Raw genomic sequence first — 19147 nt, 5'->3', positions numbered from 1 at the left:
CCCGGCTGATGGGTTGAGCAGGGTTTGGCGGAGGCAGTCGGCGAGGAGTCGGTTGCCTACCGCCCGTAGCCCCCGCTCTTCACATCGACGAGGCGGCCGTTCTCAAACACCGCCACCTGCATCAGCCGCTGGGGACCGAAGTTGTACGTCCACTCTTCGATCGTCTTTTGGACGACCCGCTCGGTGGTGGTGCTGCTGTCCTCGGTCTTTTGCCTCGTCTTCTCGCCCACGGACTCGGTGCGACTCTCCTTGGCCATTGGCTCTCCGCACTTCAGGAGGACGTCGGACTTGGAGGCCCCATCCGCGACGAGGTTGTTGCCACAGCGGAGCGTGGCCGCATCACTGGAGGTGGGGAACAGGAAGAACGAGAGGGTCAGGCTCGCCAGCAGGGCTCGCATCGAGAGGGGCTCCTTCGAGAATCCTTGAGGGGATGTGCAGGACGTCCTACCCCCGAGGATATTCAATCGCCGGGCCCAGATTCCTCGCGGCCCTCTGCGCTCAGCGTCCCAGGATGTCCCTGCGTTGACTCTCCGTGAGGGCGCGGGCCCAGTCCCTGAGCAGCTTGCCCACGTTCAGCTCCGCCAGGGTGTTGTCCAGGTGGTTCATCACGGCGTCGAAGTGGACATCGCTCAGTCCGCGCTCCACCAGCCGCTTATGGGCCCGGCGCATGTCGCGGCCGGAGTACGTGTTGGGGCCGCCGAAGACCGTGGCCAGGAAGGCCCGCTGCATGGACTCCACGCGCGCCACGTCGACCCCCTCGAAGAAGGGCCTCAGGAGGGGATCTCCCAGCACCTTGCGATAGAAGATGGACACCGCCTTGGAGACCATCTCCTCGCCCCCCAGTTGCTCGTAGAGACTGTTCGTCTGGTACACGCGCGAACTCCCCTTCCAGGCCCTTGGAGGCCCTTGTTGTCGCCGCGGTGGATTCTAGTTTGGAATGGGGTGGAAGGGCATCGGGAGGATCGGCGATGGCGGAGCGGAAAGAGGGCTCGAGGTTGATGGTGTACGACCGCACCTGCGGCGGGCCCTGGGGTCTTCCGGGTCTCACCTTCTCGTGGCGTGTCGGAGGCGTGCTGTATCGTGCGCTCGGCCGGCTCGATGCCTGGAAAGGTGTGGTGACCTGGGACGAAGCGCTCGATTGGCTGCTCGAGCGCTCACGCGAGGAGCGCATCGCGGAGATCCAGTTCTGGGGTCATGGCAACTGGGGCTGTGCGCTCATCAATCGGGTGCCGCTGGATGTCCGGGCGCTTGCACCGGGTCACCCCTGGCAGGAGCGCCTGGCCGCGTTGCGCGAGCGCCTCGTGCCTGGCGGGGAGGCGCTCTGGTGGTTCCGCACCTGTGAGACTTTCGGGACGGCGCGAGGGCACGATTTCGCTCGGGCCTGGACGCGCTTCTTCGGCTGTCGTGCCGCGGGGCACACCTATGTCATTGGCCCGTGGCAGAGCGGGCTCCACTCGCTGCGTCCCGGAGAGGAGCCCCACTGGTCGGTGGAGGAGGGGGTGCCACCTCAAGAGCGTTCGGGCATGAGGCACGCGCTGTGGTCGGGGCCTCGCGTACCCAACACCATCACCTGTCTGCATGGTCGGGTGCCGCCGGGTTTCTAATCCTCCGGGGATGAGGGCCTTGCCTGGCTCGGCCCCCTCTGCGACGGTGCGCCGCCATGACGACACGACCCTTTCGCATCCTGGGCCTCCAGCAGGTGGCCATCGGCGGACCGGACAAGGCGCCCCTGCGCAAGCTCTGGGTGGACGTGCTGGGCCTCGAGCCTCACGGCACCTACCGCAGCGAGCGCGAGAACGTCGACGAGGACATCGTTGTGGCTGGAGTCGGTCCCTTCCGCGTGGAGGTGGACCTGATGCAGCCGGTGGACCCGAACGGGAAGCCGCGCGTGCACGACCCCGCGCTCAACCACCTGGGGCTGTGGGTGGATGATCTGCGCGCGGCGGTGACGTGGCTGGAAGGGCAGGGCGTGCGGTTCGCTCCCGGTGGCATCCGCAAGGGCGCCGCCGGCTTCGATGTGACGTTCATCCACCCCAAGGGCAACGAGCAGTTCCCGCTCGGGGGAGAGGGCGTGCTCATCGAGCTGGTGCAGGCCCCGCCCGAGGTCATCTCCGCCTTCGATACGCTCGCGAAGGCCGCTGCTCACAAGCCGTAGGACTCCAGCAGCCGGAGCCACACCTCACTGACGGTGGGGAAGGCCGGTACCGCGTGCCACAGTCTGTCGAGCGGTACCTCGCCGGCCACCGCGATGGTGGCCGAGTGCAGCAGCTCTCCCACCCCAGGGCCCACGAAGGTGGCTCCGAGCAGGATGCGCCGCCGCTCGTCCACCACCAGCTGCACCGCCCCGTTGAGGCCCTCGCCGAGCAGGGCCGTGCCTGCCACCGAGTCCAGGCCCACCCGCACTGTGCGCACCGGCAGTCCCTGCTTGCGCGCCTCCGCTTCGGTGAGTCCCACCGAGGCCACCTGCGGGTGCGTGAAGAGCACCTGCGGCGTTGCCCGCGCATCCGCCCACGCCGCCACCTGCTTGCCCAGGATGTGATCTCCCGCCAGCCGCGCCTGGTACTTCCCCATGTGTGTGAGCAGGTTGCGCCCGTTCACGTCCCCGCACGCGTACAGCCAGCCGTCCTTCACACCCGTGGCGCGGAGCTGGTCATCCACCTCCACCGGCTTGCCCGGCGTCAGCCCCACCGTTTCCAGCCCGAGGTCTTGGGTCCGAGCCTCGCGGCCCATCGCCACCAGCAGCTCGTCCGCGCGGAGCGTCTCCCCGGTGGAGAGCGTCACCGTCACCTCGCCTTGTCCACCGGGACGGTGGACGCGCGTCACCTGGGTGCTCGTGCGCACCGTGATGCCACTCTCGCGCAGGGCCTTCTCCAGTAGCTCGCGGGCGAAGGGCTCCAGGCGTCCGAGGAGGTGCTCGCCGCGCTGGATTAGCGTCACCTCCTGGGCTCCCAGCTCGCGCCAGGCCTGGCTCAACTCCGTCGCCACCGCTCCGCCTCCCATCACCACCAGCCGCCGGGGCACGTTCTTGGCTGCGGTGCCCTCGCGGTTGGTCCAGGGCTTGGCCTCGTGCAGCCCGGGGATGTCTGGAAGGCGTGGACCGCTGCCCGTGGCCAGCACCACCGCCCGGCGTGCCGTCAGCTCGCGCGTTCCTCCGTCACGCAGTGTGACGCGCACCGTGCGAGGGCCCGTGAGCCGGCCGTGCCCACGCACCACTTCCAGCTTCGCGCCTCGTGCCCATTCCGCCTGGGAGCTGTCGTCATAGCCTTGGACCATCCGATCCCGGTGCGCGAGGACCTCGGAGGCGTTGAGCTGTCCCTTCACCGCATCGCGAGCGCCGGGGGTGTGCCGGGCCAGCCACAACACCTCTGGAGGCCGCAGCAGGGCCTTGCTGGGGATGCAGGCCCAGAAGGAGCACTCGCCACCGAATCGCTCCACCTCCACGAGGGCTGTCGAGAGTCCGCCCCCAGCGGTCCTCGCCGCTGCGTTCTCTCCGGTGGGGCCTCCTCCGATGACCACGACATCCAATGCATCCGCCATGTGCCCTCTCCACACTTCGGGTCCAGGGAGGCTCAGGGGAGCACGAGCGGCGGCTTCACGTGGCGCGCAGTGCGGCTTTCATCCAGAACATGTCACTCGGAGTGTTGGTCGGCGTGTGGGTGTTGTTCGGAGAGATTCGTTGCCTGACGTCGCCACGCGGCGGGAGTGAGGCCGTGCGCGCGCCGGAAGAGGCGGATGAAGTGCGTCACGTCCGCGTAACCCACGCGCTCGGCGATGATGTCCACCTGCTCGTCCGTCCCCCGAAGCCGCCGCCGGGCCTCGGCCATGCGGTACTCGAGGATCCACTGTCCCACCGTGCGGCCCGTCTCTTTGCGAACCACGCTGGCCACGTGCGTGGCCGAGCGCCCAACGGCGCGTGCGACCTGCGCGAGTGACAGCGGCTCGAGGGCGTTTGCCTCGATGTACGTGATCGCCTGGCGGGCGATCCCCTGGCCCGCGGGGTCAGGTGTGGCCTCGGGGCCGCTCATCCGCTCCAGCTCGATCAGCACCAACCGGAGCAGCGCGCTCACAGCCTCGTCGCGGGACCGCTCGTTGCCGGAGAGCTCCTGCTCAAGGAGGCGCATCCACCCTTCGAGGCGCTGGCGTTGAGCGGCGTTCGGGCGGAGGACCGGGTGGCACCCGCTGCGGACCCGCAGCAACGGTCCCAGTCGCAGGCCCGTGTGGCTTCCCCAGCTCGGGTCTTCATGGGGAAACGCCTCCGGGTGGAACGAGAGCGCCCAGCCCTCCATGTCATCGAAGTGCGCCGAGCCGTGTGCATCCCCGGGGGGAATGATGTGGACGTCTCCCGCGCGCAGCACCAGGTCGCCGGAGTGCTGTACCCTCGACATGCCTCGCGTCACGAGGAAGATGACCGCGTACGAATGGACGAAGGTTCCTGGCCGGGCGGGACGGTGCTGGGGCCGGCTGTAGCGTTGCACCCATACCGGGCTCTGGTGACGCTCGAACTCCTCACGCACCAGCTCCGGCTTCTTCGCTCCGGGCAGGGTCTTCGTCTTCGTCATCGTTTCCTTCGTAGCCGCAAGCATGGTCTGGGCTCAACCTTCAGACGGAAATCCCGCGTCCGCGTTTTCCATGTTGAGGGCATGGTTGATCATCGCCGCGGCCTGGAATCCCGCCGACGCCGCGACGATCGCTGATTGGAGGCGGGTGGTGAGATCGCCCGCCGCGTGGATTCCTGGAGCGGAGGTCTCCATGCGCTCGTTGATGCGGACGAAGCCCTGCTCATCGAGGGCGAGGCCGAGCCGCTGGACCAGTTCCGTCTGGCGCTGGTGCGGATGGGCGAAGAGCACCTCGCGGGCCACCCGGGTTCCATCCTCCAACTCCACCGCTTCGAGGTGCTCCCCGTGGGGGACGAGTCGGCGGATCCTCCGGGGCTCGAGTCGGACGCCGGCGCGCTCGAGCCGCTGGCGCTGCTCGGCGGGCACTTCCAGGCCTCCCTGGGTGAAGGCGACAACGTCCCGTGACCAGCCGGTGAGGAACAGGCTGAAGTCGAGGAGCATCGCGCTCGTTGCGAGCACCCCGAACGCTCGATCGCGGACCTCCCAGCCATGGCAGTACGGGCACGCGAAGATGCTCTTGCCCCACAGCTCGCGATAGCCGGGCAGGTCTGGGCGCTCATCGACCAGGCCCGTGGTGAGCAGGACCCGGCGGCACTCCACCGCGTCTCCTCCCGCGAGGACGACCCGGAAACCCGAGGCGATGCGCTCCACGGAGGAGATCCCCACGTCTCGGACCTCGACTCCTTCGTAGGGGCGGAGCTGCTCACGCGCGATGCGTCGGAACTCCATCGGGGGCGTCCCATCGCGAGTGACGAAGCCGTGGATCTGCTCCGCCATGAGGTTCCGGCGGGTTCCCCCATCGCAGAGGAGAACCTTCTTCCGGGCGCGTCCGAGCACCAGCGCAGCGTTCAGGCCCGCCGGGCCGCCACCGATGATCACCACGTCCTTCCGCTTCGAGTTCGTCACCTTTTCGTCCTCCGGTGCTCAACGGATAAACGCGGGCACCCCGAGGCGGCAGGGCGGGTTGTCGTGCTGAATCGGCGAATCTTCTGGTGTCAGCGGTGGGTGGACTCGATGTTCCCCGCGGTGAGCCGGCGCAGCTCCGCGCGCAGCACCTCGTTGAAGCGGAACGGCTCCGGACACTCCCTTGCCTCGCAGACGGCCAGGTAGTCGTTGAAGAAGGCGAGCGGTCCCCGTGCCGGATAGTTCCGCAACTGCTCAGGTCCCAGGGCCTCCTCCATCGTCCGGGCCATGTGGGCCCCCACGCGGACGAAGAGCCAGTCCTCGCTCGGCCCGTGAGCGGTGAGGATGCGCTCGCGCGTGGCCTTCGGAGCGCGTGCGATGGTGGTCCGATCGAGCAGCTGCGCGACCTGCTCGAACGCCTCGGGGAGCCCACCCGTCCCGGGCAGTGACCCAGGCCCTCGTGTGGCCCACAGGTGGTACGCGAGCCCGTAGCCGAAGATGCGCCCCAACCCTTCGTTGACCACCGCGTCCACCGCATCCTGGCGGCGTGTGTTCACCCGGGAGCCCTCGCCCTCGAGCAGCAGCTCGATGATGCCGTAGGCGATGCGCCGCAGCGAGGCCGCTTGTCCCTCCACGTTGCTCGCGAGCGCGATCGCCACGTCCTCTCCAGGAAGCAGCAGGAGCAGCGTCGAGGTCTCTGGCTGAGCCCCGGCGTGGGCCACCACGTAGTGGCCTCGGAGCGGCCAGGTCGCGAAGCCCATGCCGTAGTCGGTGAGCCGCCCATCGCGGGTGCTCATCGAGGTCTGCATCAGCCCCGTGCTCGCGCGTGACACCAGCCGGTAGTCGAGCAGCGCTCCGCCATAGCTGAGCAGATCCTCGATGGACGCGCGGGTGCCTCCGCCAGCGAAGCGGCCGGAGACGTCGACGAGCTTGGAGGGCACGAGCTGCCCCTCCCGGAGGCGGTAGCCCGCGGCGTGGTGCTCGTCACGCGTTTGGCGATCGTCCAGTGCCGCGTGCTCCATGCCGGCGGGGGCGAAGACGTGCTCGTGGAGGTACTCCCCGTAGCTCTGCCCCGTGACGGCTTCAATGGCCGCGCCGAGCAGGTTGTAGGCCCAGGTGCTGTAGATGAATCGGGTGCCGGGCTCGGCCTCCAGCTCGTAGCCCGAGACGAGGGCCACCGAGCCCGCGGTGTCGAGCGGACCGGTGTCATGGCTCGGGCCAAAGCGGCCGTAGTTCGTCACGCCGCCCAGGTGTCCGAGTAGCTGCCGCACCGTCACCGGCCAGCGCTTCTCAGGCCAGGAGGGCACCAGCGTGCGGATGTCCGCGTCCAGGTTGAGGCGTCCCTGCTCCACGAGCTGCAGCACGGCCACCGCGGTGAAGGTCTTCGTGATGGAGGCCAGCCGCCAGGTGGTCCTCGGCGTTGCCGGGAGTCCGCGGGCCTTGTCGCGCAAACCGTAGGCGCCTACCCAGCGCTGGTCTCCCCACCTCACGCCCACCGCGAGCCCCACGTGCGGCTCCCGGGCCAGCTCCGCGCGCACGAGCTCCTCCAACGCCCGTTGCACTTCCTCGGGGAAGGGGACCTCCACCTTCACGACTTGCACCGGGGCGTAGGGTCGCTCGCACACCGGGACACCCGGGGGCGCCGCCCACACCGTGAGGCCGAGCAGGAGCAACGGCGGCAACAACCCCTTCACCGGGCGTTCCTCCGGGGCTCGTTCCCGGTGTGGGTCTCTAGGGCTCGGATGTCGTGATCCATGTCGCGCGGCGCTGACGGCGCCCACCGTAACCGGATTTCAGCCGGTGCGAGTACCTGTGGAAAAAAAGGACAACGCAGGGCGTGAGTTGCCCCTTTTCTCCACGCCCTCCAGGAGCCCTCAGAGGGGTGTTGGAAATGGAACAAGTCTTGCTGCTGCATGGCGGGTTTTACCACCCAGGTCCTTTGGACCCCAAGTTCCTCATCCCGACATCCCTGCGCTCGCCCCCCGGCGAGTGGGAGGCACACTCATCATGAAGAGGCTGTTCAATCCGTTGATGGCCGCGTCCGTCGTCATGCTCGCTTCCGCCTGTGCGAAGGTGGAGCGCATCGAGGTGAAGCCGGCGAAGGTGGAGCTGTCCGAGGCGGGCCAGGCGGTGGCCCTGTCCGCGCGGGCACTCACGAAGGATGGCGAGCCCGTGGAGAAGGCGGAGCTCGCATTTACCTCCAGCGACGCGAAGGTCGCGACCGTAGATGCCACCGGCAAGGTGAGCGCGGTGAAGAGCGGCTCGGCCAGCATCTCCATCAAGTCCGGCGAGGTGAGCGCCACGGCTCCTGTCGAGGTGGTCATTCCCTCGGCCATCACCGTGAAGGGCGCGCCCTTCACGCTCACCGGGCTCGGCTCGGAGGCGGTGGTGGAGGCGGAGGTGCAGGATGACGCTGGCCGGCCCGTGAAGACGGCGAAGCTGGAGTACTCCAGCGCCGACGCCAACGTGGTGGAGGTGGACGGCAACCGGCTGATCGCCAAGGCCGTGGGCTCCACGACGGTGACGGCGACCTCGGGCAAGCTGACGCAGGCCATCGAGGTCACCGTCAAGCTGCCGGACGTGGACGCGGTGGCCTTCGAGACGGTGCCCGCCACCCTGAAGGTGGGTGAGAGCGCGACGCTCGCCGCGGTCGCCAAGGGCACGGACGGCGCCGCCATCAAGGGCGTGTCCTTCACCTACACCACCAGCGACGAGAAGATCGCCACCGTGGACGCCAGCGGCACGGTGACGGCCGTGAAGGCGGGCGCGGTCACGATCAAGGCCGAGGGTGGCAGCAAGGCCACCGAGGCGAAGCTCACCATCAAGAAGAAGTAGGAAGCACTGGCGGTACTGCCCGGGCTCCGAGTGCCATGACGCGCTCGGGGCCCGTGGTGCATTCAGGGCCTGGGAGCGGGCCTACTTCGCGGCGACGAACTCGAAGGACACCTCGGCGTCCTGGCCTTCCGTCACCGTCACCTCGGCCGTCTTCGTGCCGAGCGTCTCGTGCCAGGCCTCGAGCGTATACGTCCCCGGCGGCACGCCCTGGAGGCTGAAGGCGCCGTCCTCTCCAGAGGTGGCGAAGTACGGATGGGGGCTCATCACCACGAAGGCGGTCATCCACGGGTGGATGTCGCACTTGAGGCGGACGATCTCCGCGTCCCCGGGCGGCCTGGCCTCCTTCGTCTTCAGGGGAGGCTGGGTCACGTTGAAGAGCTGCTTGCCTCCGGACATGCCACGCACGTTGTGCAGCGTGCTGTCGCTGTTCATCAGCACGAGCGGCTGGCCGATGACGGCTCCCTGCACGCGCGGCAGGTACGTGCAGCGGTTCTGGTCCACCACCACCATGGTGCTTGGCGGCGTGGTGGGCTGGCCGGGCACGTTGCCCCGCACGCGCACCAGCACGTTGGCGAGCTTGCCGTCCTTCACCTGGACAGGCTGATCCACCAGGTCCATGCCGTCGCAGTTGGGATCCGTGCCCGGGGTGATGGGGGCGGGGGCGGGAGGCTTCCCCTTGAAGGTGACGAACCCGTGAACGCCACCACCGCCCTGCGGGGCCTGGGCGGCTTCTTCCTGCTCCTGGGGCAGGGGCGTGTCAGCGGGCAATGGCGCGGCCTTCACGGTGGCCGGGGCCGGGGCCGGGGCTTGCGCGGCGGCGGGGGCGGGAGCGGTGGCCTCGTCCTTCTTGCAGGCCGTCAGGGCGGTGAGCCCCACGGCTCCGAGCACCGTCAGGCCCAGCGTACGCAGCTTCATCGTGCAGTCTCCTCACACTCCCGGTGCGCTGGGGGGTTCACGCACCTGGGTGGGGATGGTCCACGCCTGTCTAACAGAAAAGCGGGCCGGTGGGCCAATGGGGTGGGGCACGGCTCGCAGGAGGTGCTGGGTAGCCCTCCGAGAGGGCGGGCCCACTTCCACGGAGGGTGTGGGGCGCTCAGTTCCGGGGAGCGGGCTTGCGGCGAGCGCGGGTGTGGGCCCCGGCTTTGCGCAGGCGGGTGAGCAGCGATGACAGGTCGCGCTCGAGGAGGGCGCAGGACTCGCTGAGCTCCCTCAGGGCCTCGAGGCGGGCGCGGGCAGGGTGCTCGCCCTCGCCGATCAGCCAGAGGCCCTCCTCCACCAGGCCCTTCACGCTGGCGAGCGCGGTGAGGCGGCTGCGCAGGAGGTTCTCCCAGGCATCCTCCCGGAGCCGGTAGCTGTCGCGACGATCCAACACCGGCACTCGCTCCACGAAGCCGCGCTCCGCGAGCAACCGAGCCATGCTGCTCACCGAGGCCTTGCTGGCACCGAGTCCCTGGGCCATCGCGTCCAGCGAGTCACAGCCGGACTCTGACAGCGCCAGCCACGCCACGATGCGTCCCGCGATGGGCGGCACGCCGAGCTGGTGGATGAACCCGCTCAGGGACTCCATCACCTGGGGCAGGGTGCGCATCGTCCAGCTCCTCTCGAATCACATTCGGAATGGGCTGAATGATATTCGGTATGTACCGAATGTGATTCAACCCGGACCGAATGACATTCGGAGTTTTCTGAACGAACAAAAGAGCGCGGCAGGGGCTCAGTTCTGGGGCGCGGTGATGCGCGGCAGGGCCCGCCCGCTGCGGAAGCCGCGCCAGCGCACATAGCGGGTGAAGTCGCGCGTGAAGGCCTCCGCGGTGAGCCCGATGGCGCTCTCGAAGGCCTCCGGGAAGTCCTTTCCGCCCTTCATCTCGCTCAGCAGCGCGCGCACGGCATCCTCGCCGTAGCGTCCCACCAGGAACGAGAAGGCGTAGTGCGCCACCCCGTACACCAGGTTCGAATCGACCCGGTACAGGCGCTCCGGTTTTTGTACCGGATCGCTCTCGGGGACGCGCTCCAGGTGCCGGGCGATCTCCTCCAGGGTCACCCACCGGTACGACTGCTCCGCGGTGAAAGAGGCCATGCCCTCGCGGAACCAAAGGGGAATCTGCTTGCGCGACCAGCCGAGCCGGTCCGACGCGAGCTGGTACATCAGGCTGTGGGTGAGCTCGTGGAGCAGCAGCTCGTTGATTTGAGGCTGGGTCGCCCCGGCCAGTCCCCAGGTGGCGGGCGCCTGGACGAACATGTCGTCGTAGCGGCTCCAGGCGCGCAGCCAGTCGAGGCCGTGTTGCCGGACGGCATCCTCCAGCGACTTGTGATCGGGCATCACCTTGATGGTGACCCTTTCTCTCAGCCGACCCCAACGCTCCAACTTAGGCAGGGCCTCGTCCACGGCCCGCTGGATGCGGGTGGCATCCCGGGCATCTTCGGGGGCGTATTCGATGCGGACCAGGCCGGAGGGACTCTCCATCGACGCCTCGAGCGTCGCCATCCGGGGTGCGGCGCACCCCACCAGGAACGCCAGCACCGCCACGGCCACGCGTCCCGCTGCTCCCAGCCCACTGCCCTTGTGCATCTCCACCCTCATTCCACGTTCAACCAGTGCAGCACGGTGCGGCCCACGTCCGCCACGGTGGCCAGGGACTCCAATCCGGGCGCTGGCGGACCGAAGTAGAGCACGGGGACGGGGTTGAGGGTGTGTGAACGGGTCGTCAGATCCTCCACGTTCCCATGGTCGCTGCAGATGAGCACCCGGGCCTCGGCGGGCCGGGCGGCGATGACGGCCCGGGCGAAGGCGTCGAAGGTCTCCAGGGCCTCATGCGCGGCGGCGAAGTCCTGGGCGTGCCCGGCCTCGTCCGCCAGGTAGTGCTCGAAGAAGGTGAAGTCCGCTTCGCTGGCCACCCGCCAGAAGACCTCGGCGGCCTCGGCCGGGGTGCGCTGGGGAGCAGACAGGCTCCGGGCCTGTGCCCGCGCCCCGGTGATGTCATGGGTGAGGCCCTCGCCGGCCCGGGCATCCTCCAGCGTGCGCAGGGGGACGTCACCGGCGGCGAAGGCCAGCGTGGTGGCGGAGGGCTTCAGGCGCCGCAGGGCGGCCGGGGTGAGGGTGAACTCGGGAGCGCAGGTGGAAGGGCGCCGAGTCAGCTTCAGCGCGTCCAGGTAGGCCACGGGGTAGCTGTTGGCGAAGGTGGCGCGGCGGCCCGCGGCCACCAGGCGCTTGATGATGGAGTGGCGAGCGAGGAGCTCACGCAGGGGCGCGTCCGGGTAGCCCAGCACGTGCCGACCGATGAGGACGGGAGCGGGCTGGCCGGTGAGGATGGCCGTCTGATTGGAGGCGGACTGCGGGCGCCCGGCGACGCCGAAGGTAGGGTCCACCGGGAAGCACTGGCCTCCCTCGGGGAGCGGGCGGGCAGGGGCGTCCTGGAACTGGGACAAGAGGTAGTCGCGGCCCGCGAGCGGATTGCGTTCCGGCTCGTTTCGTCCGATGCCGACACCGTCGATGAAGAGGATCGCGACGCGCATGGAGTCCGACTGTATCCTCACCGCAAGACACTCATGGCCCTCCACGGCGATTTCTCCAGCTTCCCCCTTCCCGAATTGCTCCAGTGGTTGGATAGCTCCCGGAAGACGGGAACGCTCCAGCTCCTTTCCTGGGAAGGAGGCGAGCGGAAGCTCTTCCTGCTCTCGGGCCAGGTGCTGGCGGTGGCCCACGAGGGGCTCTGGGGGCGTGTGGCCCGGGTGCTCTCGCTGGCGAAGCTGGCGGATGGCTCGGCGGTGCTGGCGGCCCTCAAGGCGCTGCCACCCGGGGGCGAGGACGTGGACTCCGTCTTCCGGGCCCGCAAGGTGGAGCCGAAGCTCGTGCGCGAGCTGGTGCGCGAGGAGATGTTCGGCTCCATGGTGGACCAGACGCGGGGGGGCCATGGCGCCTTCCACTGGACGGAGGATCTGGATCGCTCGAACGAGGAGTGGGCGCCCTGCGAGATGAGCCTCCGGGAGCTGCTCTTCGAGTCGCTGCGGTGGGTGGATGAGCAGGCGGACGTGGACCGGGTGTTGCCGGGGGACGCACTGACGGTGCGGGCTCGCGTTCAGCCGAGCCCGCGCCAGCCGTTGATGCACCGCATCCTGCTGTCCATGTGTGCGGGTGGGCAGAACCTGGGGCGGCTGCGGCTGTCGCTGGGCCTGTCACGCTCCTCCGTCACGCGCCGCGTCTTCGAGCTGCTGCGCGCCAAGCAGGTGGAGGTGGAGGGCGCACCGGAGGTGGTGGTGGATCCAGTGACGGACATGCTGGAGAAGGGCGCGGTGCTGGTGCGCGAGGGGCAGTACGACGCGGCGGAGCTGGTGTGCTCGTCGCTGCTGGCGAGCGATCCCACGGAGCGGCGGGTGCGCGAGTTCGCGCGGATGGTGCAGAGCGAGCACATGGCGTCGCTCTACGCGGAGCTGCCGCCGCTGGCGGTGCCGGTGCTGCGGCCGGATCCGGACTCCCAGTCGTTGCTCAAGCCCGAGGAGCGACAGGTGGCGGGGCTCGTCAATGGCACCTGGGATGTGTCGACGCTCGTTCTGGCCAGCCCGGTGCGCGAGCTGGAGACGCTGAAGACGCTGGCCAAGCTGGTCCGGATGGGCCTGCTGCGGCTGGGCTGAGCGCTACTCGGTCGCGGGCGCGGGCAGTCCGGCCGCGTGGAGCCGGGTGAAGATCTGCATCAGCACGTAGAGCGCGAACGCCGCGTCATCCACCCGGTTGCTGGAGCGCGCGGCCAGGGTCTGGAGCTTGAGCAGGTCTCCCCCATTCACGTGGAGCAGGTACGCCTGCGAGCCGAGGGGGCCCTCTCCAGCGAGGGCGAGTCCGCGCCGGGTGGCATCGAGGCACGCCTGGATGCACGTCCCATAATCCCCGGAGGAGAACGCGCCCTCCGCGGCCCGCGCGTGGTCGAACAAATCCGACGGTGCGAGCGCGCTGGCGGGCCCGAGGGGCCGCTGTCCGGTGAGGGCAGGAGGCGCGACGGGAGGCGCTACGTGGACCTGAGGATGAGCGCCGATGGCTGGCAGGTTGCTGCGAGAGACAGGGCCCATTGGACGCGGCGCCGTGGCCGTGGCGGGCGCTGCGACCGCGGGAGCGCGGCCCGCGAGCTGGCTGAGCTGGGCCTCCAATCCACCTCCCGTGCCCTTGGCGGCGCCCAGGGAGGGGATCGTCGGGGTGGCCGAGCGGGGCGGGGGGACGATCCGCTTGGCGCGCAGATCCTGGATGACCAGCCGGGTGATGGCCTTGAGGGCATCCATCACGCCCCGGCCGCTGATGGCCTCGGTCTCGAAGTCGGGGACGTTGCGCGGGTTGAGCGCGGCGCGCAGCTCCGGTACGGGCAGGGCCTTGGGGATGTCGCGCTTGTTCCACTGGAACACGAGCGGGAAGCGCTCCACCCGGACGCCCTGCTCGAGCAGGTTCTCCTCCAGGTTGGCCAGCGACTCGCGGTTGGCGTCCATCATCTCCGGCTGCGAGTCCGCCACGAACACCACGCCGTCGGCGCCTTGGAGCACCAGCTTGCGGGTGGCGTTGTAGAAGACCTGACCGGGCACGGTGTACAGCGCGAGCCGCACGGTGCAGTCATTCACCCGCTCGACCTTCACGGGCAGGAAGTCGAAGAAGAGCGTCCGGTCTCCCTCCGTGGCGATGGACATCATCTCGCCGCGGTGGGCGGGGCGCACGGTCTCGTAGACTTTACGCAAAGTCGTCGTCTTGCCGGACAGACCCGGCCCGTAGAAGACGATCTTCACCGCCACTTCGCGGGCTACCAGATTTACGCTGCTCACGGTGTCAGCTTACCTAGAACGACTTGCCGCCTTGCGCCAGTTGCCGATGGCACATTCGCGGGGGTCCCCGAGAGATATTCGTTCGCCAGGAGGGCGAAGCACACGGCCTCCTTGGCCCCTTCCGGCAGGCCCAGCACGTCCAGGGGGCGGACGGGCAGGGGGGCGAGCCGCTCCGTCAGGCGCTCCATCAACACCGGGTTCCGGGTGCCTCCGCCGGAGACGTACACCGCCTCCAGGGTGAAGCGCGGCAGGAGCCACCGCTCGTAGGCGCGGGCCGTGGCCTCCACCGTGAAGGCCACCGCCGTGGCCATCACGTCATAGGGGCGCGAGGCTCCATGGCGCTCCCATATCCGCGTCACCAACGCTTCACCGAAGCCCTCGCGGCCGGCGCTCCGGGGCGGGGGCAGGGCCAGGAAAGGGTGGGTGAGCAACTCCTCCAGCAGGTCCGGGATGACCCGGCCTTGGCGGGAGAGGCTCCCATCCAGGTCGCACTGGAGCCGGCCCTGGGTCACCCGCCGGGCCAGCCCGTCCAGCACCATGTTGCCCGGCCCGGTGTCGAAGGCGATGGTGTCCTCGAGCCGGTCACTCACCACGCTCACGTTGCCGATGCCGCCGAAGTTCTGGAGCGCTCGGGCCACCCCTGGCTTCCGGAACAGGGCCCAGTCCAGGTACGGCACCAGCGGCGCCCCCTGTCCCCCAGCCGCCACGTCCCGGGTACGGAAATCACTCACCACCGGGATGCCCGTGCGCTCGGCAATGACGGAGGCCTCGCCGAGCTGCAGCGTGGAGGGCGTGTCGGACAGGCTCGAGGGCAGGTGCGCCACGGTCTGCCCGTGCGAGCCAATCACGTCCACCTCCTCGGGGCGGAGACCGGCCCGGGAGATGACCTCCAGCGCGGCCTCGGCGAAGCGTTCACCGAGGGCGAAGTTGAGCTCGCAGAGGGAGCGGGCGTCGTCGGCGGCGAGGACGCGCCGGGTGAACTCCGGGGAGAAGGGCTGGGAGATGTGGGCCAGGAGGGTGATACGGACCTGGGGGCCGGTGCCTTCGACGCGGCACAGCACCGCCTCCACCGCGTCCACGCTGGTGCCGGACAGCAGACCTATGCACAGGCGGGAAGAGGGACTCGGGTCCATGCCCTCAAGTGTAAGGCCCGGGTCCCACGGATGCCGGGATGCCCGGGGTGGAACGACGAGAATCCCTCACTTGTGGCCCCACGCTCGCGCGCTGGGCGAGCGGCTCCGGTTCCTGGCTTTGTTCCCCGCTCCACCCTGGGTCGGGAGGTCCCAGGTCCGCCAGGGGCGGCCGGAGGGAGGCCGGCGCACGTGGGCGGAGGACTCCGGGTGGAGCTTCGCCGAGTCGCTCCTGGTCCTTGCGCCATCGCCGGATGCCGGGGCACTCGGGGGATTCGAGCACTTGCGGTTCTCGGGCGCACTCCTCGCGAGGCTCGCGGGAAGGAGGTGTCGCGGCAGAGCCTCCTGTTCCCGAGTCGAGGGCGAGGGGCGGAGAGGTGCCACCTGGAGGCGGAGTTTCGTGGCGTGCACCCTGGAGGAAAGGCCGGCTCCAGGGTCTTCGTTTGAGAGCCTGCTCGATGGCCGCTCCCGTCGAGCGGAGGGTGGCGACGCGCGTGCCCGCCGTGTGCTCCTGGGCCGTGGGCCTGGACGCGAGCGCCCCGCCACGCGTCCCCCGCTCGAACGCCATGAAGACGCGCCGGCCCCGGACACTGGGCTCGCTGCGGTAGGCCTGTTTGACCTGAGCGGGGGAGTGACTGTCCGCCACCTGCATCTGCGGCCCTCGCGCGTCCGGCTCTTCACGGACGGCCGGTTCGCGCGCTCCGCACTGGCCCAGCTCGTTGCCCTCCAGCGTGGCGGTCCCCCAGAGCACTTGGAGACAGTCCCGAGCGGTGGCGCTCACCGAGGTGTTCCGCACCACCGCGCTCATTCCCAGCGAGATGCCCTGCGTCGCCTGGGTGATGACGGCGCCGTTGATTTCGGTGCCGCGGCCCCCCCGCACTCGGATGCCGTACCAGGCGCCCTCTTCTCCACGGGAGGAGAGCTCGACCGGGTGCGCCGTGGTACCGCGCACCACCAGCGTCCCATCCACGATGAGCTCCACCCGTTGCGGATCCACGCCCGAGCGCAGCGCGTCCTCGGGGGCAGCGATGACTTGGACACCGGGCTCGAGGGTCAGCCGAGCACCCCAGGCCACAGTGACATCGCCCTTGAGGACATAGGGGCTACCACTCTTCTTCCAGACGGTGTGGCCGGAGAGAGCTCCCTGCACGTCCGTAGCGGACGCCATGGCTGGGAGGAGAAACATGAAGGCGAGAAGCACTGCGCGCATGGCGGAGCGAAGGGTAGCGCGCATTCGCAGACACCGTCCAGGCGGCCATTCCCGCTCGCACGGAGCTTGAGAGGATTTGGTTGCTGGCCGAGCGGACAAACGGGCGCCAGACAGCCGGCGGCGCTCGCCTGCCGCTCCGTCCAGATTGATATGGGATTGATCCAATGTCTTGCATGTGCACGGGCTCGATGTTGATATGGTTCAAGCCCGAACCTTCCCGGTTGGAAGCTTCAAGAGTCGAACCTTTAGGACCCGAACGATGCCGACGCAGACAGGACGGCGCCGAGCCGCGGGAGAGCAGGAGCGGCTCGGCGCGCTGTGCAAGAAGCTGCGCTGATTCGAAGCTGAGCCCGAGCGGGGCTACGGCTTGCCCAGCAACTCCAGGGCGGAGGTGGTCAGGGTGGTGACACCGGTGCGGAGGGTCCGCTCGCGATCCGGGGCGAAGAGGGGGGAGTGCAGGGAGGGGAGCGTCACGCCCGCTGCCTTGGCCTCCGCGTGCCGCTTCGGCTCGACGGTGCCCAACCAGAGCAACACCGCGGGGACTCCCGCCAGGCCGTACTCGGAGAAGTCCTCGCCGCCCATGACGGGTTGGGCCTCGCGGATGTTCTCCGCGCCGAGCACCCGGGTGACGGCGCCGATCAGCCGCTTCGTCAGCTCCGGATCATTGTAGGTGGCAGGTGTGCCCTCGGTGACGGCCACCTCGGGCTTGCGAGGCGCGCTGGCGGCCGTGGCCTCAGCGTTCACCACGCGCTCGATGGCGGAGAGCAGTTGCTTGCGGACCTCGGGCTTGTAGGAGCGCACGGTGAGCTGGAGCTTCACCTCGTCCGGGATGATGTTGTGCTTCGTGCCGCCGTGGATGGAGCCCACCGTCACCACGGCGGGCTCGAGCGGGGACTTCTCCCGGCTCACGATGGTCTGCAGCGAGAGGATGGTGCGGGCCGCGAGGACGATGGGGTCCACCGTGGTGTGGGGGTAGGCGCCGTGACCGCCCTTGCCGTAGAGGGTGATGTCGACGGAGTCCACGTTGGCCAGGGCGTAGCCGGACACGTACTCGACGGTGCCCGCCGCGGCGGTGGCGCTGTTGTGGACGGCGACGGCGAAGTCCGGCTTGGGGAAGCGCTTGTAGAGGCCGTCCTCGAGCATCTGCCGCGCGCCGCTGCCCCGCTCCTCGGCGGGCTGGCCGACCATCATGAGGGTGCCGCGCCAGCGGTCCTTCGAGCGCGCCAGAAGCGTGGCGGTGCCGAGCCAGGTCGTCATGTGGACGTCATGCCCGCAGGCGTGCATCACGGACACACTCTGGCCGGTCTCGTCCTTCGCCTTCACCTGGCTGGCGTAGGGCAGTCCCGTCTTCTCCTCCACGGGGAGTGCATCCATATCGGTGCGCAGCAGCACCGTGGGACCCTTGCCGTTGCGCAGCAGGGCCACCACTCCATGGCCACCCACCTTCTCGGTCACCTCGAATCCGAGCTTGCGCAGACGCTCGGCCAGCTTCGCCGCTGTCTTCTCCTCCTGATGGGAGAGCTCGGGGTTCTGGTGCAGATCCCGATAGAGGGCATCGAGCTCGGGGTAGAGCCCATCGAGGCCTTGGAGGACGGGGGAGGGCGCCTTCGCGGGAGTCGCGGCCCGCGCGGACCCTGGGGCCCAGGTGTTGGCGGCGAGGACGAGTGCGAGGAGGGGGAGTGATTTCACCGTGCTGTCTCCGGTCTGGAGCGAGGGGCTCGACTACAGCACGGCCACACCTCGCTGCCCACTTCACCGGTGGGGGCTCTTCGACCCGAGGAGACAGTGTCCGGACGCGGAGAGGGGTGCTCGGACCATGAGGCCAGGGCCGGAGGCCCGAGCACCTGGGACTTCAGGGGATTACTTCAGCAGCCCCTCGGCCTTGAGGGCGGCCTGCACGGTGGGCCGCTGGGCCACGCGCGCGTGGTAGTCCTTGAGCACCGGCCACTGGCTCAGGTCAATGCCCGTCGGCTGACACCAGCCGAGCACGGTGAAGAGGTAGGCATCGGCGACGGTGAACTGCTCGCCCATGAGGAAGGGGCTCTTCTCGAGCGTGGGGGTCAGGTTGTCGAAGCGCTTGCCGATGTTGGCGCGCTGGATCTTCTTGCCCTCCTCGGGGAACGAGGGGTTGAAGAGGGGCGAGAAGTTCTTGTGCAGCTCGGTGCCGATGAAGTTGAGCCACTCCTGAAGGCGGTAGCGCTCCAGGGTGCCGTTGGCCGGGGCCAGCTTGGACTGGGGCGCCTTGTCGGCGATGTACTGAACGATGGCGGTACCTTCGGTGAGGATGGAGCCGTCATCGAGCTGCAGGGTCGGGATGTAGCCCTTGGGGTTGATGGCGTTGAAGTCCTTGCCGGACTCGGTCTTCTTGGCACGCAGGTCGACCTTCTCGACCTCGAAGTTCAGACCCGTCTCGCGCAGTACGATGTGCGGCGACAGCGAGCAGGCCCCTGGGGAGTAGTAGAGCTTCATTCGTGCGGACTCCTTGTCTGCCTGGGTGTAGGCGGCCGGGCAATCTGCCCGTTTCCGCGCTCCCGCGCCATGGAATCCGCGCGCACTGAGAGTCAACTTGCGTGGGACTCACGCTGCAGACCGGGGTTTCTGATGACCCCAGGGTCCTTTTCACATCCGTCACCCCACATCAGACAAAACACGTACGAGGC

19 protein-coding genes are annotated in these 19147 nt (G+C 69.0%); 4 read left to right on the top strand and 15 right to left on the bottom strand.

The genetic code is table 11. From position 1 onward, the window contains the following. Window positions 1-56 precede the first annotated feature (56 nt). Together F0U60_RS36320 and F0U60_RS36315 are read right to left on the bottom strand one after the other, a co-directional pair. A complete protein-coding gene (locus F0U60_RS36320; RefSeq protein WP_395806638.1) occupies window positions 57-398 on the bottom strand; it encodes a DUF2845 domain-containing protein in 342 nt (113 codons plus the stop codon). 100 nt (window positions 399-498) lie between these two features. After that, window positions 499-873: a group 1 truncated hemoglobin gene (locus F0U60_RS36315; protein ID WP_395806637.1), complete on the bottom strand. Its 375-nt coding sequence runs from the start codon at window positions 871-873 to the stop codon at window positions 499-501. A 95-nt stretch (window positions 874-968) separates the two neighbouring features. Between F0U60_RS36315 and F0U60_RS36310 the strand changes: the two genes are divergently transcribed. After that, a complete protein-coding gene (locus tag F0U60_RS36310; RefSeq protein WP_395806636.1) occupies window positions 969-1604 on the top strand; it encodes a hypothetical protein in 636 nt (211 codons plus the stop codon). 56 nt (window positions 1605-1660) lie between these two features. Next, a complete protein-coding gene (locus F0U60_RS36305; RefSeq protein ID WP_395806635.1) occupies window positions 1661-2155 on the top strand; it encodes a VOC family protein in 495 nt (164 codons plus the stop codon). Here the strand turns inward: F0U60_RS36305 and F0U60_RS36300 are convergent. From F0U60_RS36300 to F0U60_RS36285, 4 genes are all read right to left on the bottom strand, one after another. Then, window positions 2143-3537: a dihydrolipoyl dehydrogenase family protein gene (locus tag F0U60_RS36300; protein WP_395806634.1), complete on the bottom strand. Its 1395-nt coding sequence runs from the start codon at window positions 3535-3537 to the stop codon at window positions 2143-2145. The two genes, F0U60_RS36305 and F0U60_RS36300, sit on opposite strands and share 13 nt — an antisense overlap. A 92-nt stretch (window positions 3538-3629) precedes the next feature. Then, window positions 3630-4559 carry a helix-turn-helix domain-containing protein gene (locus tag F0U60_RS36295; protein WP_395806633.1) on the bottom strand — a complete coding sequence of 310 codons (930 nt, stop codon included), beginning with the start codon at window positions 4557-4559 and terminating at the stop codon, window positions 3630-3632. Between the two features lie 33 nt (window positions 4560-4592). Further along, a complete protein-coding gene (locus tag F0U60_RS36290; RefSeq protein WP_395806632.1) occupies window positions 4593-5522 on the bottom strand; it encodes an NAD(P)/FAD-dependent oxidoreductase in 930 nt (309 codons plus the stop codon). A gap of 89 nt (window positions 5523-5611) precedes the next feature. Then, window positions 5612-7213, bottom strand: coding sequence for a serine hydrolase domain-containing protein (locus tag F0U60_RS36285; RefSeq protein WP_395806631.1), 1602 nt, complete (start codon window positions 7211-7213; stop codon window positions 5612-5614). Between the two features lie 313 nt (window positions 7214-7526). Between F0U60_RS36285 and F0U60_RS36280 the strand changes: the two genes are divergently transcribed. After that, window positions 7527-8354: an Ig domain-containing protein gene (locus tag F0U60_RS36280; RefSeq protein ID WP_395806630.1), complete on the top strand. Its 828-nt coding sequence runs from the start codon at window positions 7527-7529 to the stop codon at window positions 8352-8354. 81 nt (window positions 8355-8435) lie between these two features. On the opposite strand, the gene F0U60_RS36275 is transcribed toward F0U60_RS36280, so the two are convergent. The 4 genes from F0U60_RS36275 to F0U60_RS36260 form a co-directional block, all read right to left on the bottom strand. After that, window positions 8436-9269 (bottom strand): carboxypeptidase regulatory-like domain-containing protein, encoded by an 834-nt coding sequence (locus tag F0U60_RS36275; protein WP_395806629.1) that lies wholly within the window; start codon window positions 9267-9269, stop codon window positions 8436-8438. A 178-nt stretch (window positions 9270-9447) separates the two neighbouring features. Then, window positions 9448-9942 carry a GbsR/MarR family transcriptional regulator gene (locus tag F0U60_RS36270; protein WP_395806628.1) on the bottom strand — a complete coding sequence of 165 codons (495 nt, stop codon included), beginning with the start codon at window positions 9940-9942 and terminating at the stop codon, window positions 9448-9450. Between the two features lie 126 nt (window positions 9943-10068). Continuing rightward, a complete protein-coding gene (locus F0U60_RS36265) occupies window positions 10069-10923 on the bottom strand; it encodes a peptidase MA family metallohydrolase (RefSeq protein WP_395806627.1) in 855 nt (284 codons plus the stop codon). 8 nt (window positions 10924-10931) lie between these two features. Further along, window positions 10932-11867: a metalloenzyme gene (locus tag F0U60_RS36260; RefSeq protein ID WP_395806626.1), complete on the bottom strand. Its 936-nt coding sequence runs from the start codon at window positions 11865-11867 to the stop codon at window positions 10932-10934. Between the two features lie 33 nt (window positions 11868-11900). Between F0U60_RS36260 and F0U60_RS36255 the strand changes: the two genes are divergently transcribed. Next, entirely contained in the window at window positions 11901-12983 is a 1083-nt protein-coding gene (locus F0U60_RS36255; protein WP_395806625.1) for a DUF4388 domain-containing protein, read from the top strand. Window positions 12984-12986: 3 nt separating this feature from the next. Here F0U60_RS36255 and F0U60_RS36250 read toward each other — a convergent pair whose 3' ends face one another. From F0U60_RS36250 to gstA, 5 genes are all read right to left on the bottom strand, one after another. Further along, a complete protein-coding gene (locus tag F0U60_RS36250; RefSeq protein WP_395806624.1) occupies window positions 12987-14147 on the bottom strand; it encodes a GTP-binding protein in 1161 nt (386 codons plus the stop codon). Then, window positions 14144-15280: an anhydro-N-acetylmuramic acid kinase gene (locus tag F0U60_RS36245; RefSeq protein ID WP_395806623.1), complete on the bottom strand. Its 1137-nt coding sequence runs from the start codon at window positions 15278-15280 to the stop codon at window positions 14144-14146. The genes F0U60_RS36250 and F0U60_RS36245 overlap by 4 nt, the downstream gene beginning before the upstream one ends. A 4-nt stretch (window positions 15281-15284) precedes the next feature. Further along, window positions 15285-16511 (bottom strand): hypothetical protein, encoded by a 1227-nt coding sequence (locus tag F0U60_RS36240; protein ID WP_395806622.1) that lies wholly within the window; start codon window positions 16509-16511, stop codon window positions 15285-15287. A gap of 336 nt (window positions 16512-16847) precedes the next feature. Further along, window positions 16848-18176, bottom strand: a complete 1329-nt coding sequence (locus tag F0U60_RS36235; protein WP_395806621.1) for an amidohydrolase — start codon at window positions 18174-18176, stop codon at window positions 16848-16850. Window positions 18177-18347: 171 nt separating this feature from the next. Continuing rightward, on the bottom strand, window positions 18348-18956 hold the full coding sequence (gene gstA, locus F0U60_RS36230) for a glutathione transferase GstA (RefSeq protein ID WP_395806620.1): 609 nt from the start codon (window positions 18954-18956) through the stop codon (window positions 18348-18350). Between the last annotated feature and the right edge of the window lie 191 nt (window positions 18957-19147).

It is taken from the genome of Archangium minus (genome assembly GCF_044360475.1).
Classification (GTDB): domain Bacteria; phylum Myxococcota; class Myxococcia; order Myxococcales; family Myxococcaceae; genus Archangium; species Archangium minus.
The sequence above is the reverse complement of the archived record's forward strand: the minus strand, read 5'-3'. Positions and strand labels throughout refer to the sequence as shown.

Excerpts from the sequence above, each read along its gene's own strand:
- F0U60_RS36320 (WP_395806638.1), bottom strand. The coding sequence starts at position 398 with ATGCGAGCCCTGCTGGCGAGCCTGACCCTCTCGTTCTTCCTGTTCCCC.
- F0U60_RS36310 (WP_395806636.1), top strand. The coding sequence starts at position 969 with ATGGCGGAGCGGAAAGAGGGCTCGAGGTTGATGGTGTACGACCGCACC.
- F0U60_RS36305 (WP_395806635.1), top strand. The coding sequence starts at position 1,661 with ATGACGACACGACCCTTTCGCATCCTGGGCCTCCAGCAGGTGGCCATC.
- F0U60_RS36300 (WP_395806634.1), bottom strand. The coding sequence starts at position 3,537 with ATGGCGGATGCATTGGATGTCGTGGTCATCGGAGGAGGCCCCACCGGA.
- F0U60_RS36295 (WP_395806633.1), bottom strand. The coding sequence starts at position 4,559 with ATGACGAAGACGAAGACCCTGCCCGGAGCGAAGAAGCCGGAGCTGGTG.
- F0U60_RS36280 (WP_395806630.1), top strand. The coding sequence starts at position 7,527 with ATGAAGAGGCTGTTCAATCCGTTGATGGCCGCGTCCGTCGTCATGCTC.
- F0U60_RS36275 (WP_395806629.1), bottom strand. The coding sequence starts at position 9,269 with ATGAAGCTGCGTACGCTGGGCCTGACGGTGCTCGGAGCCGTGGGGCTC.
- F0U60_RS36270 (WP_395806628.1), bottom strand. The coding sequence starts at position 9,942 with ATGCGCACCCTGCCCCAGGTGATGGAGTCCCTGAGCGGGTTCATCCAC.
- F0U60_RS36265 (WP_395806627.1), bottom strand. The coding sequence starts at position 10,923 with ATGCACAAGGGCAGTGGGCTGGGAGCAGCGGGACGCGTGGCCGTGGCG.
- F0U60_RS36260 (WP_395806626.1), bottom strand. The coding sequence starts at position 11,867 with ATGCGCGTCGCGATCCTCTTCATCGACGGTGTCGGCATCGGACGAAAC.
- F0U60_RS36255 (WP_395806625.1), top strand. The coding sequence starts at position 11,901 with ATGGCCCTCCACGGCGATTTCTCCAGCTTCCCCCTTCCCGAATTGCTC.
- F0U60_RS36245 (WP_395806623.1), bottom strand. The coding sequence starts at position 15,280 with ATGGACCCGAGTCCCTCTTCCCGCCTGTGCATAGGTCTGCTGTCCGGC.
- F0U60_RS36240 (WP_395806622.1), bottom strand. The coding sequence starts at position 16,511 with ATGCGCGCTACCCTTCGCTCCGCCATGCGCGCAGTGCTTCTCGCCTTC.
- gstA (WP_395806620.1), bottom strand. The coding sequence starts at position 18,956 with ATGAAGCTCTACTACTCCCCAGGGGCCTGCTCGCTGTCGCCGCACATC.